General features: G+C 46.1%; 17 protein-coding genes. 8 read left to right on the top strand and 9 right to left on the bottom strand.

What is annotated here, in order from left to right:
- Window positions 1-2: 2 nt before the first annotated feature.
- The 7 genes from H3T75_RS09140 to H3T75_RS09170 form a co-directional block, all read right to left on the bottom strand.
- The gene (locus H3T75_RS09140) at window positions 3-920 is read right to left on the bottom strand and encodes a lysine exporter LysO family protein (protein WP_198211559.1); all 918 of its coding nucleotides are present in this window, start codon (window positions 918-920) and stop codon (window positions 3-5) included.
- Between the two features lie 112 nt (window positions 921-1,032).
- Window positions 1,033-1,809 (bottom strand): ferredoxin--NADP reductase, encoded by a 777-nt coding sequence (locus tag H3T75_RS09145; protein ID WP_084562489.1) that lies wholly within the window; start codon window positions 1,807-1,809, stop codon window positions 1,033-1,035.
- Window positions 1,810-2,077: 268 nt separating this feature from the next.
- Window positions 2,078-4,747, bottom strand: coding sequence for a preprotein translocase subunit SecA (gene secA / locus H3T75_RS09150; protein ID WP_198211560.1), 2,670 nt, complete (start codon window positions 4,745-4,747; stop codon window positions 2,078-2,080).
- Between the two features lie 447 nt (window positions 4,748-5,194).
- A complete protein-coding gene (locus H3T75_RS09155) occupies window positions 5,195-5,611 on the bottom strand; it encodes a DciA family protein (RefSeq protein WP_084547741.1) in 417 nt (138 codons plus the stop codon).
- Between the two features lie 107 nt (window positions 5,612-5,718).
- A complete protein-coding gene (locus H3T75_RS09160; protein WP_198211561.1) occupies window positions 5,719-6,495 on the bottom strand; it encodes a ferredoxin--NADP reductase in 777 nt (258 codons plus the stop codon).
- 47 nt (window positions 6,496-6,542) lie between these two features.
- Window positions 6,543-7,325 carry a J domain-containing protein gene (locus H3T75_RS09165; RefSeq protein WP_084585973.1) on the bottom strand — a complete coding sequence of 261 codons (783 nt, stop codon included), beginning with the start codon at window positions 7,323-7,325 and terminating at the stop codon, window positions 6,543-6,545.
- A 20-nt stretch (window positions 7,326-7,345) separates the two neighbouring features.
- On the bottom strand, window positions 7,346-8,503 hold the full coding sequence (locus H3T75_RS09170; RefSeq protein ID WP_025329993.1) for a PLP-dependent aspartate aminotransferase family protein: 1,158 nt from the start codon (window positions 8,501-8,503) through the stop codon (window positions 7,346-7,348).
- 256 nt (window positions 8,504-8,759) lie between these two features.
- Here H3T75_RS09170 and folE2 point away from each other — a divergent pair, with 256 nt between their 5' ends.
- Together folE2 and dsbD are read left to right on the top strand one after the other, a co-directional pair.
- Window positions 8,760-9,533 (top strand): GTP cyclohydrolase FolE2, encoded by a 774-nt coding sequence (gene folE2, locus H3T75_RS09175; RefSeq protein WP_198211562.1) that lies wholly within the window; start codon window positions 8,760-8,762, stop codon window positions 9,531-9,533.
- Window positions 9,534-9,682: 149 nt separating this feature from the next.
- Entirely contained in the window at window positions 9,683-11,542 is a 1,860-nt protein-coding gene (dsbD, locus tag H3T75_RS09180; RefSeq protein ID WP_232339974.1) for a protein-disulfide reductase DsbD, read from the top strand.
- 77 nt (window positions 11,543-11,619) lie between these two features.
- On the opposite strand, the gene H3T75_RS09185 is transcribed toward dsbD, so the two are convergent.
- Window positions 11,620-11,991 carry a hypothetical protein gene (locus tag H3T75_RS09185; RefSeq protein WP_078474622.1) on the bottom strand — a complete coding sequence of 124 codons (372 nt, stop codon included), beginning with the start codon at window positions 11,989-11,991 and terminating at the stop codon, window positions 11,620-11,622.
- Window positions 11,992-12,239: 248 nt separating this feature from the next.
- On the opposite strand from H3T75_RS09185, the gene recC reads away from it, so the two are divergent.
- From recC to H3T75_RS09215, 6 genes are all read left to right on the top strand, one after another.
- Window positions 12,240-15,464 carry an exodeoxyribonuclease V subunit gamma gene (gene recC, locus H3T75_RS09190; protein WP_198211563.1) on the top strand — a complete coding sequence of 1,075 codons (3,225 nt, stop codon included), beginning with the start codon at window positions 12,240-12,242 and terminating at the stop codon, window positions 15,462-15,464.
- On the top strand, window positions 15,464-19,090 hold the full coding sequence (recB, locus tag H3T75_RS09195; protein ID WP_198211564.1) for an exodeoxyribonuclease V subunit beta: 3,627 nt from the start codon (window positions 15,464-15,466) through the stop codon (window positions 19,088-19,090). The genes recC and recB overlap by 1 nt, the downstream gene beginning before the upstream one ends.
- A gap of 54 nt (window positions 19,091-19,144) precedes the next feature.
- Window positions 19,145-19,546: a hypothetical protein gene (locus H3T75_RS09200; RefSeq protein ID WP_037393914.1), complete on the top strand. Its 402-nt coding sequence runs from the start codon at window positions 19,145-19,147 to the stop codon at window positions 19,544-19,546.
- Window positions 19,547-19,663: 117 nt separating this feature from the next.
- A complete protein-coding gene (locus tag H3T75_RS09205) occupies window positions 19,664-20,647 on the top strand; it encodes a hypothetical protein (RefSeq protein ID WP_198211565.1) in 984 nt (327 codons plus the stop codon).
- 297 nt (window positions 20,648-20,944) lie between these two features.
- On the top strand, window positions 20,945-22,261 hold the full coding sequence (locus tag H3T75_RS09210) for a DUF445 domain-containing protein (protein ID WP_198211566.1): 1,317 nt from the start codon (window positions 20,945-20,947) through the stop codon (window positions 22,259-22,261).
- A gap of 106 nt (window positions 22,262-22,367) precedes the next feature.
- Window positions 22,368-24,449 carry a TonB-dependent receptor domain-containing protein gene (locus H3T75_RS09215; protein WP_198211567.1) on the top strand — a complete coding sequence of 694 codons (2,082 nt, stop codon included), beginning with the start codon at window positions 22,368-22,370 and terminating at the stop codon, window positions 24,447-24,449.
- An 81-nt stretch (window positions 24,450-24,530) separates the two neighbouring features.
- Here H3T75_RS09215 and H3T75_RS09220 read toward each other — a convergent pair whose 3' ends face one another.
- Window positions 24,531-25,052 (bottom strand): Spy/CpxP family protein refolding chaperone, encoded by a 522-nt coding sequence (locus H3T75_RS09220; RefSeq protein ID WP_025329983.1) that lies wholly within the window; start codon window positions 25,050-25,052, stop codon window positions 24,531-24,533.
- Window positions 25,053-25,133: the final 81 nt, after the last annotated feature.

The following is a 25,133-nucleotide window of genomic DNA, read 5'->3' on the forward strand; positions in this document are numbered from 1 at the left end:
TGTTAAAACTGTAGTGATGAAAAAAACACCATCAATACTGGCGAAGTAATATTAACAATAAAACCAAAGCTGATTGCCACCGGTACGGCAGTAATGCCGCCGGAAGACTGTATTACCGGCAAAGTAAAATCCAGACTGGTTGCACCGCCTACGCTGACGGCTGTAGTGGGATAACGACGCATCAGTACGGGAATAAAAATAAGCGCAAAGAATTCGCGTGCCAGATCATTAAACATGGCAATACTGCCCCAGACTGCCCCGTAAGCCTGACTCATGATAATGCTGGAAAGTGAATACCAGCCATAACCGCTGCTGAGTGCCAGCCCTTTACTTACAGACACATCAGGCATAATCAGAGCAAATAGCAAACCGCCAAGCAGGCTGGCCAGTGTGAACAATCCGGCACAGATAACGCCGCGGCGATTGAGAAATACCTGATGCAGGGTAATGCCGCTGCTGCGCAACTGCATGCCCACCAGTAAAAGTAAAATTATCAGTGCTTTATTAACAGCAGCCAGCGGGCTGCCCAGCCAGTCAAAAGAGAGGTAATTGCCGGCGATCAGCCCGGCAAGCAGACAGCCAACCTGCTTGAGACTGCCCATAATACTGGTATTGCCGGACTGGCCTGTTTGCTGCTGCCGGTTCAGCCGCCACGGATAACGACGGTCAAACCAGATAAATATCAGGAGGTTGGCTGCGATAAGGCAGACGAATAATACCGCTACAGTTAAGCTGATATTAGCCAGTTGTGCGCCCAGATCGGGCTCTTGCGCCAGAGATAATCCTATTAGAAATAAAATCAGATACACCAGCCATGCCAGCCCGTAATTCAGCCAGTTTACAACCCGTGCCGGCGTGGGTATGCAAAATCCGATAAACAAGGGAATCAGGATGATTAGCAGGGAGATTAAATGTTGCATGGATAATTGTGTACGGCAGAATTAGGGATAATAAACGGTTTAGCTACAGGCAGGTACAAAACAGGCAGCACATTGTGTGACAATGGCTGCCTGTGAAATACACGTTCAGGTTTTACTGGTCAACGAAAGCGCGTTCGATAACGTAGTCACCACGCTGCCCCATTTTCGGGGAAATAGTCAAACCAAAACTATTAAGTGTTTCACAGCTGTCTCTGAGCATTTCGGGGCTGCCGCAAATCATCGCCCGGTCGTCAGCAGGATTAATCGGCGGCAAGCCAATGTCGGTAAACAGTTTACCCGATTTCATTAAATCAGTCAGGCGTCCGTGATGGATGAAATCTTCCCGGGAAACCACCGGATAGTAAATCAGTTTTTCACGTACTAATTCACCCAGATATTCATGATTGGGTAACTCTGTGGTGAAATGATCAAAATAGGCCAGATCTTTTTTATAGCGCACGCCGTGAATCAGAATAATTTTTTCAAACTGTTCATAGATGTCCGGATCTTTGGTTACGCTGAGAAATGGTGCCAGACCGGTACCGGTAGACAGCAGATACAGATGTTTGCCGGGGTTAAGGTCACCGACAATCAGGGTACCGGTGGGCTTTTTACTCACCAGTACTTCGTCACCCGGTTTCAGATGCTGTAAGCGGCTGGTTAACGGACCATCCTGTACTTTAATACTGAAAAAAGCCAGCTCTTCTTCCCAATTGGCACTGGCAATACTGTAGGCTCTCATCAGGGGTTTACCGTCTACCATCAGACCAATCATCACAAACTGACCATTCTGAAAACGTAATGATTCGTCCCGTGTGCAGGTAAATGTGAAATATGCGTCTGTCCAGTGGTGTACAGACAATACTTTTTGTGTGTTATAGGCTGCCATTAATTATCCATGGTTAAGGAAAGCGGTATTATTAGCGTAAACCGAAAACACGCCAGCTTTCTGTTGCCATTCAGGGACATTTTATGCTCTGGTTGCTGACGTAAGGTGTGAATTTTAAGACAATTTGATGTGCTGTTCAATGGGTTTTAGAGTATTCACTTTAATAAAAGTACTCTGTTTCAGGCAGTTTTATCTAAACAGCAGTAAATATATCAACAGGTTGCCATAAATATAGCAACCTGTTGATGTTAAGCTGGTTTATCCGCAGTTACAGACGGCCATGGCACAGTTTGTATTTCAAACCGCTGCCACACGGGCACGGATCGTTACGACGAATAACAATACCGCGTGCTTCCAGAGCTTCGGGGCTGAAATCTTCATCTTCTGCTACATTATCAGCAGCGAATACTTCTTGCTGCTCTTCTTCAGAGGCCGGTTGAAAACGCACTGAAATCAGCAATGAAGCAACGGTATGGCGAATATTGCTCCACATGGCCTGAAACATTTCAAATGCTTCGCGTTTGTATTCCTGTTTCGGATTTTTCTGGGCATAACCGCGCAGATGAATACCCTGACGCAGGTAATCCATATCGGCCAGATGTTCACGCCAGCGGCTGTCAATGATTTGCAGCATAATGTCGCGTTCAAATTTGCGCATGGTGTCGATGCCAACCAGTTCGACTTTATAAGCATAATCTTTTTCTACTATATCCAGCAGACGTTCAGAAATGCTTTCGTTGTCGAGGCTGTTGTCTTCTTTAAGCCAGTCATTGATGGAAACTTCAATATTGTAATCAGCAGCCAGTTTGTTTTCCAGACCGGAAATATCCCACTGCTCCTCCATACTATCCGGCGGAATAAAGCTGTCTACAGTATCAACAATTGCATCATGGCGTATTTCCTGCATCATACCGTCAATATCGTTGCTGGCCAGAATATCGGCACGCTGATGATAAATAACCTTACGCTGGTCGTTGGCTACATCATCGTATTCAAGTACTTGTTTGCGCATGTCGAAGTTACGGTTTTCGACTTTGCGCTGTGCTCCTTCAATCTGACGGTTGAGCATTCCGGCTTCTATGGCTACGCCGCGTTCAGGAGCCAGACGGTTAAGAATGGCTGTTGCACGGTCAAGTGCAAACAGGCGCAACAGCGGATCTTCAAACGACAGGTAAAAGCGGCTGGAACCGGCATCACCCTGACGACCGGCACGGCCGCGCAGCTGATTATCAATACGGCGGCTTTCATGGCGTTCGGTACCGATAATGTGTAAACCGCCAGCTGCAATCACGGCATCGTGGTCAATCTGCCATTGCTGCTGTAACTTGTCGATTTCGTTCTTTTTCGCTTCTTCGGTGAGGCTGTCGTCGGCATTAATGGCATCTATTTGCGGCTTGATATTGCCACCAAGCACAATATCCGTACCACGACCGGCCATGTTGGTGGCTACGGTAATCATGCCGGGGCGGCCTGCCTGAGCAATAATATCCGCTTCACGCGCATGTTCTTTGGCGTTGAGAACATTGTGCCTGAGGTGCTCTTTATCCAGCAAGGCGGATACCAGTTCGGAATTTTCAATACTGGTGGTACCAACAAGGATTGGCTGACCTTTGGCATGGCGCTCTTTGATATCGGCAACCACAGCTTCGTATTTTTCTTCGATAGAACGATATATCTGGTCGTTCAGATCTTTACGTATCATCGGGCGGTTTGGCGGGATGATAACGGTTTCCAGACCGTAAATATTCTGGAATTCAAAGGCTTCCGTGTCGGCAGTACCGGTCATGCCGGCCAGTTTGTCATACAGACGGAAGAAATTCTGGAAAGTAATGGAAGCCAGTGTCTGGTTTTCTTTGTTGATTTCCACGCCTTCTTTGGCTTCAACAGCCTGATGCAGACCATCAGACCAGCGCCGGCCGGCCATCAGGCGGCCGGTAAATTCGTCAACAATAATTACTTCACCATCCTGTACCACATAATGCTGGTCGCGCTGGTAGAGTGTATAAGCACGCAGCGCAGCCATCAGATGATGCATCAGCATGATATTGGTGGTGGAATACAGGGAATCACCTTCCTGCAGCAAACCCATTTTGGTGAGAATCTGCTCGGCATGCTCATGCCCCTGATCACTGAGCACTACCTGCCGTGCTTTCTCGTCTACCCAGTAATCGCCCTCACCGTCTTCGCTTTTCTGGGCAATCAGCTGTGGCGGAATCTGATTCATTACCTGATAAAGGGTGACGTTATCGTCAGCCTGACCGGAAATAATCAACGGTGTACGGGCTTCGTCAATCAGAATGGAGTCTACTTCATCAACTACCGCAAATGAGAGCTCACGCTGCACTTTTTCGCTTTGATCACTTACCATGTTGTCGCGTAAATAATCGAAGCCGTATTCATTGTTGGTACCGTAGGTAATATCAGCCAGATAAGCAGCTTTTTTATCGGCATGATCCATGTTGCTGATAATGATGCCGACAGACATGCCCAGAAATTCATACAGCGGACGCATGATTCCGGCATCACGTGCAGCCAGATAATCATTCACGGTAACTACATGTACGCCTTTACCGGTCAGAGCATTCAGATAGACGGCTGTCGTGGCAACCAGTGTTTTCCCTTCACCGGTACGCATTTCGGCAATTTTGCCATAATGCAGTACCATACCGCCGATAAGCTGCACATCAAAATGCCGCATACCGAGTACACGCTTACTGGCTTCACGGCATACGGCAAAAGCTTCTACCAGCAGGCTATCGAGTTTTTCCCCATCAGCCAGACGTTGTTTGAATTCAGCAGTTTTAGCCTGTAGTTCAGTATCGCTTAAAGCTTGAAGTTGTGGTTCGAGCGCATTGATTCTGGATACTTCTTTACGATATTGTTTCAAAAGCCGGTCGTTGCGGCTTCCGAGAATTTTTTTTGCTAAGTTTTTCAACATAAATCAACAGTCCGGCACCTGCTGGCGCAATAAATAGTAAGCTGGAAATAGGAGATTTTAACACAAGCGCCTACGCTGCTGTGCGGCTGTTTGCATGCCTGTGTCAATTATGTGCAATCTGAAGCTGTTCAGAAGTTACTGATTGCTGTTTATGGTGCTTAATATAATGGTAAAACCCTTTTTTCCAAGCACTATCTGACACAACAGAAGCTGTTCATGTCTTTAACGCTGCTATGTGAAGAGGAAAAAATTTATATGTAATACCGATTATTACTGTTCCGGCAACTGAATTTTGTTTAAAAAATAGTTGATTGCACACCAGTAGAAGAATAATGATTCACAATCAGGACTGAATAAATATTATTTATATTTATTTAATTTTGTCATACTGATTGAATTGATTTCTCATTGCTTAAAGCATCTGACAAATATACAGACTGAAATAGCTCAATTGCTCTTTTCACTTAAACGGCGCAGTGCTGCCGCTAGCTCTGGATGATGTGTTAAAGCCTCTGCCGAACGTGCCAGCGTATCACGCGCCACAGGGCTTAAGCTGGCATGCTTTACTGCTTCCGGTTTTGATTCTGCCGGCTGAACTTTAACCTTTACAGTTTCAATTGAAGCATCAATCTGTCGCAGTTGCGGCAATAATGCCGGCAACACCATACGTAAACGTGAAGCAGCCATACTATTTTGCGCAATCACCACCAGACAACCGGTGCGTACACAGGCGACATTAAACTGAGTTCGCATACTTGCCGGCAACTCCTGTTTCAGACAGTTACTCAGGCGTTGCCAGTGTGCAGATTGCTGCAATAATTGATTAAGCTGGGCGTTTTTTTTGCCGAATTGATTCAGGTTCATACTGCCATACTAACTTAATTTGCCGGTGACATTAGAATATTTGGTTTAATTTGAAAGTTATAGCCAAATTTACACTTGTTATATCAAAAGCTGATTTTATCCGGTGATTAAAAGCCGTTTTCCATAATAATCTGTCCCGGTACTCTGTTACGGTGCATGCTATAGCCCATATCCAGTAAGGTCTGAAAAGTATCGGTAACCATGGCCGGATTACCACACAGCATAAAACGGGTTTGTTCATGGTTGAAATTCAAACCCAGTCCCTCTGCCAGCGTACCATTCTGCAATAATTGCGGCAGACGCTGACCGAGTGCTCCGGCAGTAGGTTCACGGGTAACCACCGGTTGGTAAGTCAGTTGGTCTGTATATTCGCCAATCAGAGGGTGATGGATTAACTCGTTGATATGCTGACTGAAAATCAGTTCATTGGCATGTGAAACAGAATGTACCAGCCCGATATGCCGGAAACGTTCCCAGACAGCAGGCTGTTGCAGCATAGACAGAAACGGCGCAATGCCGCTGCCGGTACTGAGCATAATCAGCTGCTCGCCGTCAGTAAACCGCCCCGGCAGAAAAAAGCCAAAAGCGGTTTTATCCAGCAGTATAGAATCGCCCGCCTGCAATTGTGCCAGCCGGGCACTCATCGGTCCGCCTTCAATCAATACTACAAAGTATTCGAGTGTATCTGCATATTCGGCAGATACAACAGAATAGGCGCGCCAGATAAAACCTGCGCCGTCACGAAAGCCCAGACGCGAAAACTGACCGGCACTGAAGCGATAGGCTTCAGGCCGAGTGATGGCAAAAGTCAGCAGTTTAGGGGTATGCTGTTTAACCCAGAGTACGGTTTCTTCAGTAAATTTGGCTTCTACGGCAGCCTGCATGCAGTTATTCCTGTGTATGTACCACCGCCTGAGCGGTGACAGTATGATTACAGTCTGATATCAATATCCTGATATTTTCGGCTGGCTTCGGTATGACTGATTTCAATACCATCACTTACTGCCCATTTTCCATCATTAATACGCTGGTATTGCAGGCTGAAACTGCCATCACCGATTTTATGCAGGGTAAAGGTTTCGCCCGCCGGAATATAAAAGGTGCGTATAGCAGTAAATTTACCGGCGTGCAATTCGTATAATTGGGCAAATACCGGCGATTGCAAGGAGGTGGCATGTACGACAATATTGTTATTGCCGCGCTCACGCAAAACCGGATAGCCGGATACATAAGCAGCTTTAAGCGGGAAAAGCTGCCCATTGGGTGCCGTGGTAACTGGCATGCTACTCTGCTCATTAACGTTATTAGCCGGCGGATATGCCAGCCTCCACCATACTCCGCCCATAGCAATCAGTACGGCAATCCCCACAATCCATAACCAGCCGTGACCGCGTTCGTGCAGGTCGACAACTTTATCCTGATGGTTAGGCAATAAAACCGGAGGCGCAAATGGTGTCTGCCGGCGCGCCAGCAATGCCGGTGACAACCTTGCCTGCAGGCTTTGCCGCGCAATCCACACATCATGATGATGGCGCTGCTCCGGATCAGACAATACTGCATATGCTTTATTAATCTCAGCCATACGCTGATGTGCCTGCGGATTATGCGGATTGCGGTCAGGATGGTATTTTTGTGACAAAGCCCGATAGGCCGCACGAATGACTTCGTCGGATGCCCCTTGAGCAACATTTAATACTTCATAATAATTGTGCACGGATTTTTCACTTACACAGGTTAAATCAAGGTATTGAGTGCATGATTGATATCATCCCAGATATCTTCAATATCTTCGATACCGGCTGAAATACGCAGCAGGCCTTCACGGATGCCCAGTGATTCTTTAACTTCTTTACTCATGCCGCTATGCGACTGGCTGGCACTGTGATTAATCAGGCTTTCGACGCCGCCAAGGCTGGCCGCCATCCGAATCATGCGCAGATTTTTTATCACACTATTGGCTGCTTCGCGACTGTTCTGACGTAAATAAATGGAGACCACTCCGCCAAAACCATGCTGCATCTGTTTACAGGCGATATCATGGTGTTCATGTTCCGCCAGACCCGGATAAAATACTTTTTCTACCGCAGGGTGCTGCTGCAAGCGTCTGGCCAGCTCAGCCGCATTGGATAAATGCCGGTCCATACGTACAACCAGTGTTTTGATACCGCGTAATACCAGTGCACAGTCCATCGGACCGGCCACGCCGCCGGTATTAATACTTAAGGCACGTAATAATTTTGCATGTGCAGGATCTTTTACCACAACAATACCCATCAGCACATCTGAATGTCCGCACAGGTATTTGGTTGCGGAATGAAAGACGATATCCACACCCAGATTCAGCGGATTCTGTACGTAGGGTGTCGCAAAAGTATTATCCATACCGACAATGGCACCGGCAGCTTTGGCTTTAGCAGACAGTTCGGCGATGTCTACCAGACGCAGCAGCGGATTACTCGGGGTTTCCAGCCATACCATTTTTACTTTGGTCTGTGCCAGTATCCGGTCCAGATTATCCGGATTGGTAAGATCGGCAAAAATAACGTTAACACCCCACTGGGCATATACTTCGGTTAATAAATCATAAGCTCCGCCATAAATATCGGCTACCGCAACAATGGTATCACCCGGCCGCAGAAAAGTACGCCACACAGCATCGATTCCGGCCATACCACTGCCATAGGCAAAACCGGCACAGCCATTTTCCAGCTCGGCGACTGTGTCTTCAAGTACTTGCCGTGTCGGATTGGAAATACGCGCATAACGGAACGGAATATTTTCGCCGATTTCATTCATGGCGAACATGCTGTTCTGATAAATAGGCGGCATTAGGGCACGGTTATGCTCTTCCGGCTGATAACTGGAATGGATGGTCTGTGTGGCAAATTTCATATTTTCTCCGTTTGATTACTGGTTTTGCTGTTCAGACAGCTGTTTATACGGGTAACGGCATTAATACTGAGGCTGCTAGTTTAGCACGCACTCTGGTTATCAGGCAGCATGCTGTTTCTTTTACACTAATCCCGACTGATTTGCTCGGAATTAAGGCATACAGTATAATTTTATGCCTTATATGCCGGCGGTTTCTGTGGTTTCACTATACTGCGCCGGCTGGATTCAGATTTGTTTTGCAAGGAAAAGTATCAGAATGGACACTATTGCCGACGTGCAAAGCAGTGTTGATAAACGCAATATGCCAATCAATCAGGTTGGTGTGAAAGGCTTACGCCTGCCGCTGAGTATTATTTGTGCTGCAGGTAAACAACATACTGTTGCTGATTTAACCATGACTGTGTCACTGCCGGCCGAACAGAAAGGCACACATATGTCACGCTTTATTGAGTTAATGCAGACACAGCATGACAGTATTGATTTTGCTGTACTGCGGCAGCTGACTGCCGCCATGTTAGAAAAACTTCAGGCAACGGCTGGTAAAATCAGTATGCGCTTTCCTTTTTTCCGGCAAAAGCAGGCTCCGGTAAGCGGCATTTCCAGCCTACTGGATTATGAAGTGGTACTCAGTGGCGAAATTCAGGCTGGTATTTATCAGCAAACATTACAGATCATTATTCCGGTTACCAGCCTGTGTCCGTGCAGTAAGGAAATTTCTGCTTACGGGGCGCATAATCAGCGTTCACATGTCACTGTTACGCTGGTATGCACTGAATCAATTGCTATTGAAGAAATTATTGATCTGGTAGAACAACAGGGTTCATGTCAGTTATACGGTTTGCTGAAACGGCCGGATGAAAAGTATGTCACTGAATATGCTTATGATAACCCCAAATTTGTTGAAGATATGGTTCGTGACGTTGCTACTGCGCTAAAAACTGATACACGTATTCAGTCTTTTACTGTAGAAAGTGAAAATTTTGAATCTATTCATAACCATTCTGCCTATGCACTGATACAATACCCGTAAACTGATTGTTTGCAGACTTAGCTTTATCTGGTAAACGAAATCAGAAAGCACTTAAGGGGAGATAATGACTACCCTTCGGTTCTGCCGGTAGTCATTTTCTTTGTTGATTGTTCAGGTTGAAATTACACTGGTTACAGTGACCATTTTTTATGTATTACAATCCTACCCGTTCTCGTGTCTGTATGGCTTCCCTGTTAAAACTGCTGTTTATGCTGCTGGTATTGCTGCCGGGGCTGAATAGTGCGGTACTGGCTGCGGACAATAAAAATTTATTACCGCCGGAACAGGCTTTTGTACCGGAACTGATTGTTCATAATCAGGATATTCGTGTACATTTTGTTATTGCCGACGGCTATTACCTGTACCGGAATAAAATTCAGATTACTACTGAACCGGCGGATATCTTTGGTGAAGGACAATTTATCCGGCAGGGACAGCAAAAGCACGATGAGTTTTTTGGTACCCAGCAGGTTTACTACAATCATGCAGATGCAGTCTGGCACTATAGGACAGATGCACAGACTGTTCCGTATCAGTTAACTTTATCTTATCAGGGCTGTGCAGATGCAGGAATCTGTTATCCGCCGGTAGAAAATACATTTACCATCAGCCGTACCGGCAAATATCGTATTACGCCACAATCAACACATATTCAGCCAGTTTCGCCGGATACTTTTACTGATCCTCCGGTTAAAGCTCCGCCACCGGAGTGGTCAGGCAGCTCAGGCGGAGACAGTCTGTTTCAGCTTTCCCGAGCAACACTGATTACCAATTTAATGACTTTTTTTATTGCCGGGATGGGATTGAGTCTGACAGCATGCATGTATCCGCTGCTGCCGATAGTATCAGCCATCGTAATGGGCACCCGCCGGAAAACCACTAAATTGCGGGCATTTATCCTGTCATTTGTTTATGTACAGGGGCTTGCTTTTACATACACTATTGTTGGTATTGTTACTGCCCGTACCGGTGCGTTTCTGACCGGATGGCTGCAACAGCCTGCGGTAGTGCTGGCTGCCGCAGCCATACTGGTGATACTGGCTTTATCAATGTTTGATTTATACAGTATCCAGTTGCCGGCTCGCTGGCAGACGTTTTTTCAGCGGGTCAGCGGCCGCTTTCATGGCGGACATTTGCTCTCTGTGCTGATAATGGGGGCATTGTCAGCGCTGATTGTCGGCCCCTGTGTCGCACCACCTCTGGCTTTTGCACTGGGTTATATTGCTCAGAGCGGGGATGCTGCTCTGGGCGGCATGGCTCTGTATGTTATGGCACTGGGTACCGGCATCCCGCTGATTCTGATTTCTGTATTCGGTGTGCATATTCTGCCCCGTGCCGGTAAGTGGATGATTGGTGTCAAATATCTGTTCGGTTTGATGCTGCTGGGTGCCGCTACCTATATTGCCACTCCGTTTCTGAATTACTATCTGGTAGTCACTATTTATACTTTGCTGATGCTGATACCGGCAATCTATTTAGGCTGGCAGTGGTATCATTCATCAGCACGCCAGCGCTGGTTTAATGCGATTACCGGTATACTGTTTCTGGCTTGTGGAATTGGTTTTGTTTCTGCCAGCATAATGAACTGTGTGACACCTTTACATCGTTTTCTTACTTTAACTCCGCCAAACGGTCAGCATTTCGGTCGTTATTTCGATAAGCCGGAACAATTGCGTCAGGCTATGCAAGAGTTGTTTGATGAAGATCCGAATAAGCCGGTACTGGTAGATTTTTATGCAGACTGGTGTATATCCTGCAAGGAAATGACTGCATTTACTTTAAGTAAAGCTTCAGTCAGACGGGTAATTGAAGAAAAGCGTTTTTTACAGATTGATGTAACCAATAATACGCCGGCACAACGCAGAATGATGCAACGCTATGGTCTGTACGGACCGCCGGGATTATTTGTTGTACACAGAAACGGCTATCGCAGCCAGCCACTGATTGGCTATGTACCGGCATCAGAATTGTTAAGCTGGTATGACAAACAAGTACAGAAAGCACAATAAATTAACAGCCTCTTTGCAAGCAAAGAGGCTGTTACACAGAGAGTTAACAGTGCATACTTTTTCTGTTTGAGTGTGCTTCAATCCTGATAATGACGATCAGCCACTTTTAAAGCGCGCCGTGCCAGTGCCAGATTGGCTGTTTTGCGGTCGAGTACCATAAACATAAACACACCTTGAACATTCTTCATCGGCCGTAATAAATAATATTGTTTATGCAGGCTGATAAGAATATCGTCTATAGCATCTTCATTGTTGTCCTGACCATAAAGGCGCTCAATAGCCTTTATTTCTGAACGTACAATTTCGGTATTGCCGGCGGACAGAATGTCAAGATCCATACCTGACGGACTAACCCCGTCTATAAACATTCCGCTTTCATAATCCACGACAGCACACGCCATGACACCTTTAGTTGCCGCTAACTCACCAATGACGCCATCAAATCTCACTGTGATATCCTTCTTTATATTGCCAGTATTTTAATATGGCAGAGTATTTAATTACCTATTTTCCAATTTTTTCCAGCTTTTGACCAGTATTAACTAATTTTTATTAAAATTTTTTAGTTTAAATTCTGTAAATATACTTTTATGTCAACGCAATAAAAACAGCTAAAGGCACAAAATCATTTTGACTAATCGCTCAGGCAGCTCCGGTACAGCTATAATAACAACCTTAACTGGTGCCGGATGCTGTTATGCTGTATGTTTATCAATCCAATCAATTATCTGATTTAGCTGCTTTATTTGCCAGCGTATATCAGCATACCTCACCACAGTCAGCATGGGCTGCAACAGAAATCGTGGTACAGAGTCAGGGTATGCGCCGCTATCTGAATCACTATCTGGCTCAGGAGCACGGTATTGCCGCCAATCTGCATTTCAGTCTGCCGGCCAGCTACATCTGGCAATTAACCCATCGGGTATTACCGCAAACACCAGCGCTTAACCCGTTTCAGTCAGAAGTATTGCGCTGGCGCTTACTGGGATTGTTTTATAGCCCGGTATTCAGACAACCCCAGTTATGCCAAACTGCTACCGCACTACATTCTTATCTTGATAGCAGTACTCAGGCACCTTACCATCTGGCCGGAAAACTTGCTGATATGTTTGACCAATATTTAATCTATCGCAATGATTGGATAAATAATTGGCAGGAAAACAAATCTGCGAATCTGGGTGAAGATGAGCAATGGCAGGCAGAGCTATGGCGCTGGCTGAATAATGAATCAGATTTACCACACCGTGCCGGCTTAATGCAGGAATTTCTGAGCAAACTTGGTTCTGAACATTTACCCGAGCGGATATTCGTATTCGGTATTGCCACAATGGCACCGGTTTATCTGCATGCATTACAGGTAATAGCCCAATATACTGATGTGCATATATTTGCAGTAAACCCGTGTGCTGAGTACTGGGGCAATGTTCTCTCAGCAGATATGCTGCTCAATAGTCAGGAAACTGACCTGAGTGTGGTTGGCCATCCTTTACTGGCCAGTCTGGGCAAACAGGGGCGGGATTTTTTTGATGCGCTCAATGATCTGGGCGAAGTAGTGTATATGCCTTCTGTCTATGCTCAGTGTGATGAAGTGGCAGATACTCTGTTACACCGTCTGCAAAACGATATCCAGTGCCTGCAACATCCGAAACAGTCTGAACCACCCTACCGGCTGCAGGAATATGATAATTCCATTCAGATTGTAGCGGCGCATTCCTGCCTGCGTGAACTGCAAATTCTCAAAGAGCAGCTGATTCAGGACCTGGCCGCACATCCGCACTGGCAGCCGCAGGATATTGCGGTACTTACACCACATATTGGGCCTTATCTGCCTTTTATCCACGCAGTATTCGGACAAACGCAGGGCGACACGCCTGCTCTGCATTACAACATCGCCGACGTTAAAATCAGCCTGCATGAACCCCTACTGCAATTATTCGAAAAACTGCTGCAACTGATGCAGAGCCGGTTTGATATTGAAACTGTGCTGCCTTTGCTGGATGAATCTGCTCTGCGCGCACGTTTTGACTTAAACGACAGCGATGCAGAACTGATTCACCGTGTCTGGAGCGAACAAGGGGTACGCTGGGGCGTGGATGCAGATATGCGTCATGAATATGGCGGACAGGGTAAGCACTTTACCTGGCAGCAGGCGCGTGAACGTACGGTACTCGGCTGGTTGCTGCCGGAAAATAAATATACGGCACTGTGGCAGCAACAGCTTCCATGGTTCGGTGATATTGGTCAGACTGAAATTCTGGCATGCGCACAACAGTTAATAGACTGTCTGATTAAACATCATAGCTGCTGGCAAAAAGCAGCTACTATTTCCGAATGGATTGCACGTACACGACAACTTCTGCGGGATTTAGCCGATACCGATTCTCTGGCCGGCCACGCTATGCAGCAACTGGAAACCAGTCTGGCTGAATGGCAGGCGCAGGCAGCACTGGCACAATTTGATCTGACTATTGAACCGGCCATTGCAATCGAGCATTTGCAGAATTATTTATCCACTACCCGTCAGGCCGGATTTCTGCGCGGCGGGATTACCTTTTGCAGTATGGTACCGATGCGCAGCCTGCCCTTTCGCTGTATCTGTCTGCTCGGTCTGAATGACGGCGAATTTCCCCGTACTACCAAATCTGCTGCTTTCGACCTGATTGCACAGCATCCGCGCCGCGGTGATCGTGCCCGTCGTAATGATGACCGCTATCTGTTTCTTGAATCTATTTTAAGTGCGCGCGAAAAACTGTATTTGTCGTATATCGGTAAAGATACTCGCAAAAACGAAGAACTGGCCCCCTCTGCTCTGCTTTATGAGCTGACCGATGTTCTGGCCGCCATGACCGGCTGTAATCCGCTGGTATTTAATCAGCAGCATATCATCCGACACCCGTTACAACCCTTTTCCTATCGCTATTTTAACGGCGATTTAGTCAGCTGCCGCAGTGATTACGCCACGGCACTGAATCAGAATATAGTTAAGCCTGAGCCATTTTATGCAAAAATAACTGAACCGGAAAAACAGAATCAGGAAGTTGATATTGAATCTTTTATCCGGTTCTGGCGTAATCCGGTACGTCACTGGCTTCAGCAGCAGTTACAATGGCAGGCACCCTATCAGGAAACACCAGTCAGTGCAGCAGAACCGTTTGCAATTGAAAACAGTGCATCGATTTATACTGCCTATACCCGTGCACGCCGGCAGCATCTGGATTTTGCTGAGGTAGATGCAGCACTGGCAGTAAGCGGACTGGTGCCTGAAGGCGAGCTGGGTGTGATTGTCAGCCAGGTTTTACGCAATCAGACACTGGCTCTGGACAGCAGCATACTGTTCAGTCCCGCTGTCGCCGATATTGCCTTTATTTTTGAACACGAACAGTTACAGCTAAGTGGCAACATCAGCCGTTTACATCAGTGCGGGCAACTGATTGAACGGAATCACACCCCGACAGCACCGGATAATATTGAGTTATATCTGCGCCATTTACTCCTCTGCGCTACTGAAAGCGAAGGTGCACAGGACACATATGAGCTTTATCCGGCCAAACCGCGCATGCTGGCAGCAATGAGCCTGATTGATGCACAAGCACAACTGGCTTTATGGCTTGAGTATTACCGGCTGGGACAAAGCCGGCCACTGCCCTTTTTTCCGAAAACCAGCCTTACCACTGCCCTTAAATGGTATCGTAACCGGCAAAAGAAAAACCGTGCACCCGAATATGGTGCCGAAGAACGCAGCACCGCGTTTAAAGTCTATGCAGACAGCCATAATGGAAAACCGCAGGCCGACTATCCCGAAGTAGCTCAGGTATTTGGCCGCGATGAAGAACTGCCGATTGACACCCCACTGTTCTGGCAACTGATTGAAGAATTACTGCTGCCCATGACAGCAGTGCTGGAAACCGCTGATAAATTATAATGAGCCAAGCATTAAATCCGATTACCATGCCCTTAAACGGCAGCAGCCTGATTGAAGCTTCTGCCGGTACCGGGAAAACCTTTAACATTGCCGCCCTGTTTGCACGGCTGGTGTTACTGGAACGTATGCCGGTTGACGCTATTCTGGTGGTCACTTTTACCAAAGCAGCTACAGCGGAGCTGAAAACCCGTCTGCGTACCCGCCTTAATCAGGCTCTGGCTCTGTTACAAAATAATCTGCCTGCGGAACAGAATGACCCGGTACTGCAACAGCTGATTGACTGTGCCCGCAGTCAGGATGATGATGCCAGCCTGATTCTCCGTCTGCAGGCGGCCATTACCCAGTTTGACCGTGCAGCCGTTTACACCATTCACGGATTCTGCCAGCGCGTACTCACTGATTATGCCTTTCTATGCCAGACACCATTTGATACGGAAACTATTGAAACTGATCCGGAAATGCTGTGCCGGTTTGCCGAAGACTTCTGGCGGCAGCAGGTAAGCAATAACAGCAGTATGGCCACGCTGGCTGTCGCTTACAAACTTACCCCTGCCCGGCTTATGCAGGAAATGGGACGGCACTGCGGCATGGTAGATTTACAGGTACGCCAGCCGCCGGTTGCGGATATAGCCGGCATAAATAACTGCTGGCAACAGTCCTGGCAGAGCGTATGTACACATTTCAGCCTTATTCAGGATTCATTCTGGCAGTTACATCAGCAACTAAATGGTAATATTTACCGCCAGAAAAGTTATCAGCAGCTTTTCACCGACCTGCAGCAGGTAATGGAAAGCGAAGTAAACTGTCATTCTTTTTCTTCTTCTGTACTGGAAAAATGTGCCAAACTGGCTTCATCCCAGCTACAGGAAAACACCAAAAAAAATCAAACACTCAATAATGAGCTGATAGCTAACATTGCCCCACTGGTCGAACTGGCAGAAGCTGTTGCTGCCATGCTGATTGCAGAAGACAGCATATCACTGCAATTACAGCTGGACTGTTTTAACTACGTGCGCCAGTGTCTGAATCAGCACCGGCGCAACAGCCACCAGCGCAGCTTTGACGATTTACTGGCAGATCTGGGTCTGGCACTGTCTGCGGATAATCCCATGTCTGAAACACTGGCCGCAGCACTGGCGCAAACATGGCAGATTGCACTAGTAGACGAATGTCAGGATACTGATCCGTTGCAGTACCGAATTTTCAAAACCGCGTTTGCCGAACAAAACCGCCCGCTTATTATGGTGGGTGACCCGAAACAGGCTATTTACCGTTTCCGTGGTGCTGATATTCACGCCTATCTGCGTGCCGCTGCCGATACCCCGCCACAGCAGCGCTATACCCTAACTACTAATTACCGCAGCCATCAGGCACTGGTACAGGCCATTGGCCTCCTGTTCAGCGGCAAAAAGCTGCCTTTTATTCTTGAGGGTATCAGCTATCCTCAGGTTCAGGCACAGGCAGAAAATAACCGTCTGCATTACAGTCACGACAATACTGTTATACCGGCGGTAGTGGTGCGCTGGCTGCATGAAAAAATAGATGTCAGCGATAAGGGAGCGGAAATTATCCCGAATAAAGACAGTCTGCGGACACGTGCGGCCGAATATTGTGCCTATGAAATTGCCGGCATGATTAATCAGGGTATGCGCGGAGAACTGCTACTGAGTAACCGTCCGTTACAGGCTGGCGATATTGCCGTATTGGTGCATTCACATAATGAAGGCCGCATGATTGCCGGCGCATTGAAACGCTGCGGCATCATGAGCGTCTCTCTTGGAAACCATTCAGTTTTTTCCAGCACTGAGGCACAGGCTGTCGAGGCTCTGTTACGTTTCTGGCTGCAACCGCAGCGCACTGAAACATTACGCTTTATCCTTGGCGGTGTATTGTTCGGCTGGACAGCAGCACAGCTGGCAGAACTGAACCGGAATGAAAATACACTGAGCGAATGGATACAGCTGGCACTGCAAACCCGCGAACAATGGCAGCAGTATGGTATTTATCCTGCCATACAGTGGTTTGCCGGCCAGACCGGCATGGAAATCAGATTGCTTACACAGCGCAATGAGCGCAGCCTGACCAATCTGTGGCAACTGGCCGAATTACTGGCTGCTGCTGAACAAACCCTGCCGACGGCCAACGCCCTGCTGAACTGGCTGACCAGTGCCATCAGCAACGAACGGTCAGCAGGTGAAAGCAGTCTGCTGCGACTGGAAAGTGATGAAGCACTGGTTAAAATTGTGACCATGCATGCTTCCAAAGGGCTGGAATATCCGGTGGTATTCTGTCCGTTTGCATGGGATGGTAAAGAGACCATTAATAATCAGGAACACTGGCAACGTCTGCATCAGCAGGATAAAGTGGAATTGATTGCCAATAGTTTGCTCAGTGACAGCGACCGGGATGAGCTGGAATGCGAAAGTATGGCCGAACGTTTGCGTCTGTATTATGTAGCCTTTACCCGGGCACGCGAACAACTGATACTGTACACTGCCGCCTGCAACAATACCGCCAGTAACCCCATGGCATGGCTACTGGACGGACAGCCGGACAATACCCTGAAAGAATCACGCCAATTCTGGCAGGAAACCCATAAGCCCAATCTGCCCAGTACTTTACGTGCTGCATGGCATCAATGTCTGGCTGCCGGCAACCCTGAGCTGTTTCAATGGTGTGAAGGTAATGTAGACCCTGCCTGTATTGATATCAGTAAAAAACCCGAACAACCTTATCGTGCACTAACACCGACAGTAAGGACTTTTCAATCCATACGCTATACCAGCTTCACCAGTCTGAGCCGGCATGATTACAGTCACCGCGAATCTGCTCCGGAAGAAGAAAAAATAGCACCTGCGCTGGATCAGGCTGAAGTACAAATTCAGCCGCTGAACCCCGATACAGAAGCGGAAACACCTGTGCTCGCATTCGAACGCGGTATCAACGCCGGACTTTGTCTGCATGCCATACTGGAACAGACCGAATTCAGCCTGCCGGCTACTGCAACGGAACAGGAGCATATTCTCGACTGTCTGGCGCGTTATGGTTTCGACAGCCGGCACAGCACCACCATGCAGACGCTTACTGATACCGTACGCCAATGCCAGCTGTCACCACAAACCATTATTGCAAACATACCTAAAGCACAACGAGTGGCTGAAATGAATTTCATGCTGCGGGTTGCCGATTTCAGTATCGCAGATTTACAACAGTGGTTTACCCACACATCCGGATTACCGCAATGCTGTGTTCAGGCGGCACAGGAGCTGGATTTTGCTACGGTAAACGGATTTATCAACGGGGCTATCGATCTTCTAGGCGAAGACCGGCATGGTCAGGTATATGTTATTGATTACAAATCCAACCATTTGGGAAATCGTCTGTCAGACTATACCCGGGAAAACATGGACGAGGCTATTGCCAGACATCACTACTATCTTCAGGCACTCATTTACAGCATTGCCTGTGCACGATTTCTGCACAGTCGCCGGCAGCTGCCGCCCAGTATCAGCGTACGTTATCTCTTCCTGCGCGGACTTAATCCGCACAACCAGAATGGCATATGGAAATGGGATATAGACACAGCCAGTCTCAGACCATGGCTGGTAGAACATGACAAAGTATAGCAGCTGCGGTATATTAACCATTCCAGCCGTATTTTTCGCTAAGGAAGCAACAACATGCTCAACAAGCCCGAAGAATTTATCATGGCCATACTTGCCGGCATATGGGTCGTTATCACCTTTATTATCTGTCGCTATCTGCATCTGCCAACTGATACGGGTTTATTAGTTACTACCCTGACATTGATATGGGCGCTGGTATTTTTCCTGTTATGGCAGCGCGGGCGTACATGCAAAATCTGGCCGGTTTTTCTGGGGCTTCTGGTTATGTGCTGGTGGCGCGCTATTTGTTACTCATCTACCGAGATTATTCTTAACAATGATAACAGTACCTCCACACTGGTACACTGGTACGGCAGCTGGACAGCTCTGATTATTTATGCGCTGATTCCGGTCATTGCCGGTTACGGATTCAAGTGGTGGCAATATAAACGCCGTAAACCACAAGTAACGGCTTGAGGTTGCAGTTTACTGAGATAGTCTGATACATATTGTTAAAAATACAATTAATACAAAAATTCGGATTAATGAGATTATAGGTAATCAAATTAAGATTATCGCTAGGGGCTGAATAAATTGAAAAAAAATCGATTTATTGAATTTTTTAACCCACAAAACTCCCTGAAGCTTTCGTTAATTTATTTAACTATCCTTTATCTTTTCGGAACGCTTTTGCGACCACCTTTCTGGTATCCCTATTTTAACACTGACATTGAATTTCTCTTAATTTATGGCTGCTTATATCTCTTTGGTCTTTTATTAATATGGATATTCGGGTTAACAATAAAACAGATTTTTTCTGCATACTTTAATGATAAACACAGTCCGAATAAGACACCATCAACCGTTACACTATTGTGTTATTCAATCAGTAATTTTCTGATTTGTGTTTTCTTTATTTATTTACAATCAATCACATATCAAGTTTTCATTTATTTCAATAATTTCCTTGTTTTTATTTATACCTTTGTTAACAGCATTGGTGCTTTTATTATTTTAATATTTAAACTTATCTGTCAGGTTTTATCATTTAAACGTCGTAGAACAGTTTCTGCTTCCGATAATTCATTAGCCATCCAAAAAACTAACACTGACCAAAAAGCCAGTATGGGTAAATTCAGTATTAAAAAATTGCTCATTTTTGCGGCAGTTTATTTATTTGTGCTGACTTGCAGTAACAGCTTAATTGGCAGAGGATTAATGATTCCTTACTTTGAAGGCGACATACTTAATATCCTCTCTGTAGTAATGTTTCTGTGCTTTATACTTTACTGGATTGATATATTACTGGCCTTTGCTCTCGCTATCAAAGATAGTGTTACCCCAAAAAATCAAGTTGCATGGTCTGATTTATTCAATTATTTAACTTACAGCTCGGTCTATTATTTACTGGCACTCACTATTTTATATCCACTAACAGGCGAATTATCTGGCGCAATAGCCGAAGAGCAATTCGAAAATATATGGCTGATTAACTATTCGCTCTATATAATTTTAAATTATATTGGCGTACTCATTATTTTGTCGGTAAAAGCATTCCAAAAACCATTACCCGAATAATCAGTTTCCAGTAATGATTTATACCAGCTAAAAAAGCATAATGTTATATCAATGAAATATTCATGGAATATTAAATAATATGTATTATTTAATATAGGGTCCGAGTAAAAAATTTATTATAAAATCAAATCCAGCTAACGATACCAACCTTTAACTACCGGCTATTTCTCCCTTATTAAGATTGATACTTTTATTCAGTTGAGTAAATTCAGGAAATCACACCGGCAACAAGACCAATTAACCAGTAAGCTTATATACTGAAAAATTTTATCCGGATATCTGAAACACACCGATATTATGAACACAGCCACCATTACCAGTCTGATACAGCGCCAGCGTCTGCGACGCATGCGAATACTGGCTAGCAGTTTGCTGATTATTGCCTGTGTTTTATTTGTTTTAAGCTGCCTGCTGCAAAAACAATATCCGGCTCTGGTCTATCTTAAAGCATTTACCGAAGCCGCCATGGTAGGTGCACTGGCAGACTGGTTCGCAGTTACTGCCCTGTTTCGCCATCCCCTTGGTCTGCCTATTCCTCATACCGCAATTCTGCCTCAGAAACAGGAAAGAATTGCCAATGAATTCGGACATTTTATTGAAAATAATTTTTTACAGGATAAAGCAATTGCCGGACGCATCTATCGTATGCATCCGGCCAGAAGAACCCTGCAATGGCTATGTGCTCCGCAAAATCAGCAAAAATGGCTGCCTGTTCTGACCAGCCAGATTCCGCTGCTGTTAAATACCGCCAGTGCCCGTGAAGTAGCCGGATTTTGCAGTCAGCTACTAAACACCCAGTACAGCGGTGCCCGTCTGGGCAAAACACTGGCAAACTTTCTTCATTTAATCCATAAACAAGGTATTGATACACTACTGATACGATCTTTACTGCAACAAATACGCCAATGGCTGCAAAACGAACAGACACGGGCACAACTTGAAAAAAGTCTGTTATCTTGGGTAAGTAAAATTGAAAAAAGCGATCCCAGTACTTGGGATAAATTTAAGGCTTCGCTGAAAACGACACTGACTGCACGTATTGATGACTGGGTCGCCGGCAAAGCACTCGATTGGGCAGACTCCTATATAGATGCGGTATTGGCGAACCCAAAGCATTCTTTCTGGCGCGCCTGCCGAAAACAGCTTCTCGTTACCGAACGCAAATTACGTCGCAGCCGGAGCTGGCACAGATGGCTTGCGGCCGGACGGCAGCAACTGCTGCGCTCTACAGCATTGCAACAAAGCATAATGGATTTATGGGATAGTTTTGTGGCATGGAGTGAACACGATACCAGCCAGAGTAATTCATGGTGGCAGCAGCAGCTTGGCCGGTTATCTACCCATATACAGCAGCAAGCCATGCAAAACCCGCGATTTATGCAGCGTCTGGATACCCGAATTACATTGTGTGCAAAACTCATCACTCGCCAGTATAAAAATCGCGTCAGTCAGTTCATTGCCGATAAAGTCAAAAGCTGGGACAGTAAACAAATGGTTGATAAACTCGAATTGAGTGTCGGGCGTGATTTACAGTTCATTCGTATCAATGGCACGCTTGTTGGCGGTTGCATCGGTCTGCTTATTTATATTGCATCTCAATGGATAGCCGCCTGAACATACATAAAATTACATTGAGTTAAAAAATTAAATTTATTCAAAGATTCATTTATATTTTTTAAGATATAATAAATTACATTATTTCAGCCATTCAGGCACTCCCATGCATTATCGTGACAAATCTCTTTTCTTCTTAGCCCTGTCCTGTCTTATTTCTACAGTTCGTGCCCAGCCACAACCAGAAAATACAGAACCGCATACAGCAGAATTAAGTCCGGTAGTGGTGGTCGCTTCCAAACAAAGTACCTCGGGAGTTGAAGTAATCAACCCCAAAACAGCCCTTCAGCCTTTACCCGCACAGGACGGTGCTGATTTACTTAAATCAATTGCAGGAATGAGTGTCACGCGTAAAGGCGGTAGCTCAGGTGATCCTCTGCTACGCGGTTTGGGCGGTTCACGCCTGCTGATCAGTGCTGACGACCAGTTTGTACTGGGCGGCTGTCCCGGACGCATGGACCCGCCCACCTCCTATCTGTTTCCGGCCAGCTACGACAGAGTCATTATTACCAAGGGACCACAAGCAGTTAATCAGGGGCCGGGAATGATTAGCGGTTCTGTACGTTTTATCCGTGATGAAAAACCACTATCTCAGCCTACTGCCAAATTAGACAGTGCCTTTACAAAAGGATCATTCGGGCGCAGTGATGCTTATATCGACGGTACACTGGGTAATCAGTATGGCTGGCTGCGGCTCAATGCCAGTCACAATGAGTCTAAAGATTACAAAGACGGTAATGGAGACACCATTCATTCTGCATTCAAACGCAATAATCAGATGGCTCAGGCAGCTCTCACCCCATTTACTGACACCCTGCTGGCTGTACAATATGAACACAGCACCGGCCATGCCCGCTATGCCGACCGCAGCATGGACGGCACCCAGTTCGACCGCCATGGCTGGTCAATGAAATTGCGCCAGCAAAATATCACCAACTGGCTGAGTCAGCTACAGTTTGAATATGGTCGCAGCAAAATCGACCATGTGATGGATAATTTCAGTCTGCGTACTCCTGCACCAATGAAGATGGCTTCCGGTATGAGCAAAATGGCATCGGATATGCCAAATATGAATGGTATGCATACCACCATGCCGGTACGCCGCATGTATTCAGTAATGAATCCTTCGCGTGAAATAAAATCAGCTAAATTGTCAGCACAGATAGAGTTGGGAAATACACACAGTGAAATCGGTGCAGACTGGCAGAATGATGAAGTCAGTACCCGGCCGATGGTAATGAGTACCAATAAACAGCAGGCAGAAAATTATTACAAACTGCCCTTTATCTGGAACCAGACTTATAAACGGCACGGTGCCTATATTCAGAGTGAATGGAATATAAATGATAATAATAGTCTCTTTGGCGGTTTTCGTCATGACTGGACCAGTACCCTATTTAATCCGCAGAAAAATGCCATTGCCTCAAAGTATTTGCGCCAGCATCAGGGACTGAATGCCGGTTTTATCCGTCTGGAACACCGCAACAATAAACTAACCAGCTATCTCGGCTATGGTATTGCCGAGCGTGCTCCTGATTACTGGGAACGCAGTAAAGCCAACGGCGAAAAATTGCGTAAGGAAACCAACCATGAAATCGATGCCGGTTTAAGTTATCAAGGTAACAGTATCAGCAGCTCAATTGATATTTTTGCAGGACAAATCAATGATTTTATTCTGATTGAAAGCATTAACAGCAAAAATTCAGCCCGCCAGATAGATGCGCGCCGCTATGGCTTCGAAGCCAGAACCAACTGGCAGTTCGCACCACACTGGAATCTTGGCGGCAGCCTCGCCTATACCTATGCCAGTAACCGCAGTGATAAACGACCACTGGCACAAACCCCGCCACTGGAATGGCGTACTTACCTCAACTGGGAAAACGAGCATTTCAGCGCCGGTGCCTTGTGGCGTGTTGCTACCAGTCAGCACCGCTATGCCAGAAATCAGGGCAACATTGTTGGCATGGACTTAGGTCAGAGCAGCGGCTTTGGGACACTGGCATTAAATGCCGGCTGGAAACCCGGTAAAAATATGCTGGTACAAATCGGTATCGACAATGTTTTTAACAAAACCTATGCCGAAGCAGTAAATAAATCTGCTTATGATTTTGATACCTATTCCGTACAACAATACCGAGTTAACGAGCCAGGACGCACACTGTGGGCACGAGCACAGATTAAATTCTGATAAATATTTCTTACCAAAGAAAAATAAAAACCCCGCAATGCGGGGTTTTAAATCACAAAACCGAACTACAGTAACAATAAATTATCGCGCTTTGGAGTGCAGCAACTTCTGTTGCTGACGCAAACGCCAATATTGCTGTTGCTGTTTCGGAGTTAGAATCTGATAGATATCATGTTCGCGTTTTAACTGTAAAAAATCATAATCAGCACGTGCCTGTTGCTGTTCAGCCCAAAGACGCTGTTCCTGTGCAATCATATTTTTAGCTTTAACATCATCAAATTGCTTATTTAATACTAGATTTTTACGCTCCTGTTGCAAATTAGCCAGAATCTGACGATTTTCATTGCTCATAAGCGGACGCTGGCTGGCATACTGATGATCAATTTTCTGTACCAGTGCCCTTTGCTGATTACTTAAATTCAACTGAGGCAAAATTGAATGTGGATTTACCGGACCCAAAACCGGTTTCTGCTCATGCACAACCACTGTTTCAGTTTCAGTGACTACTGCTGTCGGCGGCTGTTCTGTTCCAGCAGCAGCAAAAGCACCCATACTCATTGAAGACAAAGCAGCAAGCGTTACTACACGGATAAAAGTTTTCATAACACAACTCCTTGTTATTTGAGTTAAGAATACATTCATATTTAACAAACAGTATTTCATAGTAGTATGTAAAATCATGAA

Source organism: Snodgrassella sp. W8135 (genome assembly GCF_016101225.1).
In the GTDB taxonomy this organism is placed as follows: domain Bacteria; phylum Pseudomonadota; class Gammaproteobacteria; order Burkholderiales; family Neisseriaceae; genus Snodgrassella; species Snodgrassella alvi.